Below are 7,724 nucleotides of genomic sequence, written 5' to 3'. Positions count from 1 at the left end.
AAATATGTCAGATCATCCCAAAAACGCAATTGCCCCACGCTTTGAGGTGCTCTCCGTGTTACAGCCCAAGCATATAGCTTTCTTGATACCTCTTACGAGGATGTAGAAGGCCGGCTTCAGGCGAACAGCCGGAGAATTACGGCGACGTTTCAGAATGAAGATGAAACCACGTCGACAGGACGAAGAATATATGTGCGCTACAATTTTCGCCTGAAACGGAACGACCTGAGCAGCACTTTGAATGTTATTGTGAACCGACACGGGCAACAGGAACGTTCAAATGGTCAATGTGTATTGGTGACAAAAGGCTGATTGTTTCAGCTCTTTCCCGCTATTAACATATATGTGCATGAATAAGGGAGAGGGCTGCGCAGACTTCTCCCTTGACCTTGACCACCTCAAAGCGCCATTTAGAGCGCAAGATTAACGCACGAACAGGGGGCCCCAATGGCTTTTGAACTTCCCGCACTTCCTTATGCTCACGATGCACTTGCTGATGGTGGCATGTCGAAGGAAACTCTCGAATATCACCACGATCTGCATCACAACGCTTATGTGACCAATGGCAATGCCGCGATTGCCGGCACTGAGTGGGAAGGCAAGTCCCTTGAAGAGATCATCGTTGGCACCTACGACAAGTCTTCTGTCGCGCAAAACGGCATCTTCAACAACATCTCTCAGCTGTGGAACCACAACCAGTTCTGGGAAATGATGGGTCCGTCAGGCCGCAACATGCCGTCTGAACTGGAAGCCGCGTTGAAAGACAGCTTTGGTTCCGTAGAAGAGTTCAACAAAGCGTTCTGTGCTGCGGGTGCTGGTCAGTTTGGTTCCGGCTGGTGCTGGCTTGTGAAAAACGCTGACGGTTCTCTGGCTGTGACCAAGACTGAAAACGGCGTGAACCCACTGTGTTTCGGCCAGACTGCACTGCTGGGCTGTGACGTATGGGAGCATTCCTATTACATCGATTTCCGCAACGCCCGTCCGAAATACCTGACCAACTTCCTTGAGAACCTGGTCAACTGGGAAAACGTTGCATCCCGCATGTGATCTGAATGATCAGATGAATTTCACAGCCCGCGCCATATGGTTGCGGGCTGTTTTTGTCTAAGGAACTGGTATGCTGAAGCGCTTTTTTGAATATGCAATTGCACCTCAATATCAGATCAGAACCTGCACTTATGCGCTGAAAATTCCTGGCCTGCTTGCAGGGATGCGCATTGTTGCCCTTTCCGATTTTCATATTGGCCGTCCATGGATGGGGGAACACAGACTGGCCCGGATAGTGGACATGACGAATGCGCTTTCGCCGGATCTTTGTGTTTTGCCCGGAGATTTTGAAAGGGCGCATAAATTCAACACTGGTGCTGTATCGCTTTCAGCCATGGCGCAGATCTTTGCAGGGCTGCATGCGCCTTTGGGATGTTTTGCTGTGACCGGCAATCATGACTGGTGGGAAGATAAAGAAGCCCAGGCACGGGGGCGTGGCCCGCTACGGGTAGAGACCGCCCTAGAAAATGCAGGTATTCCGGTTCTCGAAAACCGGGCGGTCAGGCTAGACAATAACGTCTGGCTTGCAGGGATCGGCAGTCAGCAGGCCCTGAAGCGATCCAACGGGCGTCAGGGTGTGCATGATGTTCCGGCGGCCTTGGCAGATGTGCCGAAAGGAGAGCCTGTCATTCTGCTGGCTCATGAACCTGAAATTTTCCCGTCCCTGTCTGATCAGGTTGCCCTGACCATCTCTGGTCATACCCATGCTGGGCAGATCCGCCTTTTCAACCGCGCCCCTGTGCTGCCCTATGGATCGGACCGGCGCTATGTGTATGGTCACTATGAATTGGGTGCAAAGCAGCTTGTGATTTCTGCCGGGTTGGGCTGTTCCGGCCTGCCTCTGCGTCTTGGTGTCATCCCGGAAATTACGGTTATCGATGTGCAGCCCCAATGATTGTTCTGCTAAATACAGATTACCAATGTAAAGGCGGCCTGTGCGTCTGTGCAGAAGAAAATTCAATTCAAGTACTTGACTAAAACAATCAGGTACAAATATCTACCTCTGACGCGAACAGTTCCACAGAGGTTTCACCATGGCATCATCCAATCACCGCATCCTCACCGTGCAGCATGTCACGCAAGTGACACCAAACATGCGGCGCATTACCTTTGGCGGGGCAGGGCTTGCTGATTTCCCGGAGGGGCATGAAGGTGGCTACATCAAGCTGGTCTTTCCGGATGAACCGCGCAGTAACCCGGATCGTCCGGTCATGCGGACCTATACGATCCTAGCGCATGACGTGGAAAACGCCACTGTGACGGTCGACTTCGCCCTGCATGGGGACAGCGGTGGGATTGCAACGGACTGGGCCATATCGGCACAGCCCGGGGATTGCATTCCAATTGCCGGTCCTGGCTCTGTGAAGCTCGCGGCACCGGGGCGGGATTGGTATCTGCTGGCCGGCGACATGACGGCATTCCCGGCGCTGATGTGTAACTTCCAGAACCTGCCTGAAGACGCCAGCGGCTATGTGGTGATTGAAATTATATCAGACGCAGACAAACGTGATCTGAACCTGCCTGCAGGGATGGAACTGCAATGGGTCGTGAACCCGACACCGGATGTCACCAAAGGCGCCTTGGTTGATCAGATCATGACCTTGCCATGGCGTGACGGCGATGTCTTTGTCTGGACGGCCTGCGAATTTGACTCCATGCGCCGGTTGCGCAGTTACTATCGCACGGAACGTGGGGTGGAACGGGATCAATTTTACCTGTCCAGCTACTGGCGTGCCGGGCGTACAGAGGATCAGCACAAAGTCGATAAAAGCAAAGACAATCAGGCAGACAAAGCGGCGCTCGCAGGCGCGGGTTAAATCACAGGTGTTTTGCCGCGCCAGAGCTTTGTCTGCGCGGTGAAACCCGTCTGGTTTTGCTATTCTTATATATTAAAGTGGCGGCCGCCCTTTGCGGATGCTCTTCCAATACCACGCCCGTCACGGCGCAGGGATAAACCGGTGTTTCCGATCCCCGCAGGGATCTGTCATCCGACATATATGTCCGGGATGTCAGGCCCGGAAGATCGCGATCGGGGGCAGGATGCCGGCAAATCATGAAAACATAGTGTGTTCACCGTACGCATACGGGATTTACATCCGGCAGGGGCTGTGAAAACCTGGTCTGCGCAGCAGGGGATCCACGACATGAGCGAAACATTTAAAGGCGTGGCCGCCATGGTGCTGGCCTGTGTCATCTGGGGCCTGTCGCCTTTGTTTTACAAAGCACTGGCCCATGTGCCGCCGCTGGAAGTTCTTTCCCATCGTACGCTTTGGTCATTCGTGTTGTTTATTGGGCTGATGTTGATCCAGAAACGCATGGGGGAATTCCTGCGGCTTTTTACCAGCGCCCGCGTGGTTGTGTTGATCCTGATTGCAGCCCTATTGATTTCCACCAATTGGGGGCTGTTCATCTGGTCGATACAGGTGGGGCGCGCGGTGGAAAGTTCGCTTGGATATTATATCTTCCCGCTGGTGGCCGTTCTGCTGGGGGCGGTGATTTTCCGTGAAAGACTGTCTGCAGTGCAGTGGTTCTGTGTTGGGCTGGCGGCCGTGGCCGTGATCACGTTGACAATTGGTCTGCGGGTTGTGCCCTTGGTATCTTTGGCGTTGGCAATCACATTTGGGTTTTACGGCGTGTTGAAAAAACGGCTGGAGGCCGGGCCGGTGATTTCGGTCGCTGCGGAAGTCGCGGTTCTTTTGCCCCTGGCCTTGATCTGGTTGTATGGCGTTCATGCTTTGGGGTGGCAGGGGCTGGTCGGGAGAAATCTGGGGGTCTTTGGGGCCGATCAGACGGACACGCTGCTGTTGATCCTGTCCGGCGCGGTCACCGCTGTGCCATTGATCTTGTTTTCCTATGCGTCGCGCCGCGCGCCTCTGTCGATTGTTGGGCTTGTGCAATATCTGAATCCAACCCTGCAGGGCGCAATTGCGATTTTCGTCTTTCAGGAGGCCTTTACGATCTGGCATATGATCGCCTTTGCCCTGATCTGGTCGGCATTGGCGCTGTTTTCCTTTGATACCCTGCGAAAAGGCTCAAAAACGGGCTGAGAAAGTTAACTTTTTCTAAAGGCTTCTTTTGACCGGGGGCATGGCCCTTGCTAAGCTCGCCTAAGTCCCGGTTTCGGGTATGTGTCTTTTTGTTACCTCGCCGGCGGCTGAACAATGAATAAGAACCTGTGGCATGCGCGACAGGTCTTGAGGCAGTCCGGGGATGAGACATGGCTGACACGACAAAAGGAAGTGGCGGAACAATCGCAGGCGCGGTAGGGGCGGTTGCGCTTTTGCTGGCTGGATATTTCGGCTGGGGCGTTTACCAGAAAACCACAGATACAGAGACAGTGACTGAGGCGACGGAAGAGGTCGTGGCGGCAGCTGTATCGTCTGGGGGAACCGGCGAAAGCACAGAAACCGCAGATGTTGAAAACAGTGATGCACCAGAGGTCTCTGAGGCTGATGACATCGTGTCGGGATCTGCCGGGGAAGCTTTAGATGAAGATACCGGGACTGGGGATGAGGTTGCATCGGCGACTGACACCGATACCGCAGATGTGTCAGACGCCCAGAATGTAGATCCGCAGGAGGAACTGTCGCCGCCAATGACACCGGTGTTTGACGTGGTACGGGTTGACCCGGACGGAAACACGCTGGTTGCGGGCAAGGCTGATCCGGGGGCGATGGAAGTCCTTCTGGATGGCGAACCCGTCGGGGATGCCGTTGTAGATGGTTCAGGTCAGTTCGCAGCAATTCTGATGCTGGAGCCCTCTGATACACCACGGGTGATGTCTTTGCGGGCCACAGATGCGCAGGATCAGATCGTTCTGTCAGAACAATCCATTATTGTTGAACCTTTCGCAGCGCCAGTTGTTGTGACAGAGACCGTGAATGACACGACCGAAGAAACGGGTGATGGCGTGGTGGTCCATGATGCTGAAGGCGAAACTGAAACCGCTGATGGGGATGCCGCAGAAGTTAACGTGGCTGAGACCGAAACATCACAGACACCACGTACAGTGATTGCAGATGAAGACGGTATCCGCGTTTTGCCCGGGGCAGTCGCGCCGGATAGTATCCGTATTGATACAGTCACGTATGGATCTGAGGGGGAAGTGATCCTGGCGGGTCAGGGCACGAAAGCCGGGGCTGTTTTGCGCCTTTATGTGAACAATAATCCGCTGATCAGCACCGAAGTGCGTGAGGATTATTCTTGGACATCGACGCTGCCGGATGTGGCCAGCGGGTTGTATGTACTGCGGGTGGATCAGATTGCTGCGGATGGCTCTGTCACGTCACGCGCGCAGATCCCGTTCCAGCGTGAAGCGGTTGAGGATGTTCTTGCCGCTCAGGCATCCGTTCAGGAAACAACGAAGACTGTGGGGGCTGCGGCGCAAGAGACTGCCACAGAGATTGTCGTGGCAACGGCCGAAACGGCTGATCCCTTGGCAACCAATCACGTCAGCGCTGAAGGTGATGCGCCGCAGGATACATCCACGGCGCCGGTGATTACAGATATCACCAGTGAAAATGTAATCGCCGTGGCAAATGCGCAGGGGGGCAGCGAGGTTACTGAGACTGTTTCGGAAGGTGTGTCAGTTGAGGCTGCGCAAACGGACGTTTCTGCGGCAACAGATGGCTCTGCACCAACAACAGTTTCCGCTGAAACACCTGTACGTCCACAGATCGTAACCGTTCAGCCCGGCTTTACCCTTTGGGGGATTGCGTCGGAAACCTATGGCGATGGTTTCCTGTATGTGCAGTTGTATGAAGCCAACAAAGACCAGATCGGGGACCCGGATCTGATTTATCCGGGACAGATTTTTGAGCTTCCTGAATAGTTGAGATATCAGTGTGGGGGATCTTCCCCCACACCCCCTGAAGTATTTAAGGCAAGATGAAAGCCCGCGCGCGCATCAGGGCGAAATATTGCTCTGTGCGAAATATACATCATTCATTTTTGATATGTGTGTCTCTGCACGCCAGATCTGCTGGTCATTTGCCATTGTGCGCATTAGATATGTTGTCCGGGCATCCAGGCCCACCAGCAACCCTTCGGCAGCGGAAGATACATCATGCGAAATATGAGCGGCGGGGGCGAGTTGCCCACAACAGAAAATCTGGCCGGGGGCTGGACGACCATCCGCCGGGTTGTGCCTTATCTCTGGCCCGAAGGGCAGGGCTGGGTGAAGCGCCGCGTTGTTGCGGCGATGTTGATGTTGTTGCTGTCCAAAGTGATCGCTGTGGGCACGCCATTTCTGTATAAAGCTGCCGTGGATACGCTTGCAGCGGAAGATGGCAGCGCCGCTTGGTTGTTGGCGATCGGTGCTGTGGGTCTGACCGTTGCTTATGGTGGTGCGCGCCTGATGAATATCGGGTTCCAACAGTTGCGCGACGTGATTTTTGCCCGTGTTGGTCAACGTGCTTTGCGGATGCTGGCGCTGCGCACATTTGAACATATTCATAAGCTGTCGATGCGCTATCATATCACCCGCAAAACCGGTGGCCTGTCACGTATTGTCGAGCGTGGCGTGAAAGGTGTTGAATTCCTTCTGCGCTTTTTGCTGTTTTCAATTGGACCGCTGGTGCTGGAACTTTTGTTTATTGCGCTGATCCTTTGGGCGGTGTTTGACGTCTGGTATCTGGTGGTCGTCGTGGGCACCATCGCGGTTTACATTTGGTTTACCTTTAAGGTGACGGAATGGCGCGTGAAAATTCGCAAGCAGATGAATGATCAGGACACAGACGCCAACCAAAAAGCCATCGACAGCCTGCTGAACTTTGAAACCGTGAAATATTTTGGCGCTGAATCGCGCGAAGCCAGACGGTATGACAAAGCGATGGAAGGCTATGAGGTTGCGGCGCTGAAAACGGCTTATTCCCTTGCGTTCCTGAACTTTGGTCAGGCGTTTCTGATCACAGGTGGTCTGGTGGCTGTGATGGTGATGGCGGCAATTGGCGTTGAGAACGGTGATCTGACCGTGGGTGATTTCGTGATGGTGAACGCCTATATGATTCAGATCACCATGCCGTTGAATTTCCTGGGTACGGTTTACCGCGAAATCCGCCAGGCGCTGGTGGATATGGGCGAAATGTTTGGTCTGCTGGAACAACCCGCCGAAGTTACCGACAAGCCGGATGCGCCTGATCTTGAGGTGAAAGGTGCTGAAATCCGCTTTGAAAACATTCACTTTGGCTATCATGATGACCGCCCCATTCTGAACGGGCTGGATCTGACTGTCCCTGCTGGCGGTTCGCTGGCGATTGTTGGCCCATCAGGGGCGGGGAAATCCACCATCGGACGTTTGCTGTTTCGTTTTTATGACGTCAACAATGGCGCGCTGAAGATCGATGGGCAAGACGTGCGTGATGTGACACAGCAAAGCCTGCATGACGCGATTGGCGTGGTGCCGCAGGACACAGTTTTGTTCAATGATACCGTGGGTTACAACATTGCTTATGGCCGAGATGATGCGACCCATGGGGATGTGATCGAAGCTGCGAAAGCTGCGAAAATCCATGACTTTATTGAAAGCCTGCCTGAAGGGTATGACACCCAGGTTGGGGAACGTGGTCTGAAGCTGTCGGGCGGTGAAAAGCAACGGGTGGGCATCGCCCGGACCCTGCTTAAAAACGAGAGCACCTCAAAGCGTGGGGCAATTGCGTTTTTGGGATGATCTGACATAT

Annotated in this window: 6 protein-coding genes; all 6 read left to right on the top strand. The window is 54.1% G+C overall.

The annotated features are described in order from the left end of the window. Positions 1-447 precede the first annotated feature (447 nt). Entirely contained in the window at positions 448-1,047 is a 600-nt protein-coding gene (locus ACPGUT_RS15375) for a superoxide dismutase (RefSeq protein ID WP_423992884.1), read from the top strand. 70 nt (positions 1,048-1,117) lie between these two features. Then, positions 1,118-1,942, top strand: a complete 825-nt coding sequence (locus ACPGUT_RS15370; protein ID WP_423992882.1) for a metallophosphoesterase — start codon at positions 1,118-1,120, stop codon at positions 1,940-1,942. A gap of 139 nt (positions 1,943-2,081) precedes the next feature. Continuing rightward, positions 2,082-2,864: a siderophore-interacting protein gene (locus ACPGUT_RS15365; protein ID WP_423992880.1), complete on the top strand. Its 783-nt coding sequence runs from the start codon at positions 2,082-2,084 to the stop codon at positions 2,862-2,864. A gap of 327 nt (positions 2,865-3,191) precedes the next feature. Further along, positions 3,192-4,094, top strand: coding sequence for an EamA family transporter RarD (gene rarD, locus ACPGUT_RS15360; RefSeq protein ID WP_423992878.1), 903 nt, complete (start codon positions 3,192-3,194; stop codon positions 4,092-4,094). Positions 4,095-4,264: 170 nt separating this feature from the next. Continuing rightward, positions 4,265-5,878: a LysM peptidoglycan-binding domain-containing protein gene (locus ACPGUT_RS15355; protein WP_423992876.1), complete on the top strand. Its 1,614-nt coding sequence runs from the start codon at positions 4,265-4,267 to the stop codon at positions 5,876-5,878. Between the two features lie 243 nt (positions 5,879-6,121). Then, positions 6,122-7,714, top strand: a complete 1,593-nt coding sequence (locus tag ACPGUT_RS15350) for an ABCB family ABC transporter ATP-binding protein/permease (protein WP_423992885.1) — start codon at positions 6,122-6,124, stop codon at positions 7,712-7,714. Positions 7,715-7,724: the final 10 nt, after the last annotated feature.

The sequence above is a fragment of the Halocynthiibacter sp. genome, assembly GCF_049608145.1.
Classification (GTDB): Bacteria; Pseudomonadota; Alphaproteobacteria; order Rhodobacterales; family Rhodobacteraceae; genus Halocynthiibacter.
The sequence above is the reverse complement of the archived record's forward strand: the minus strand, read 5'-3'. Positions and strand labels throughout refer to the sequence as shown.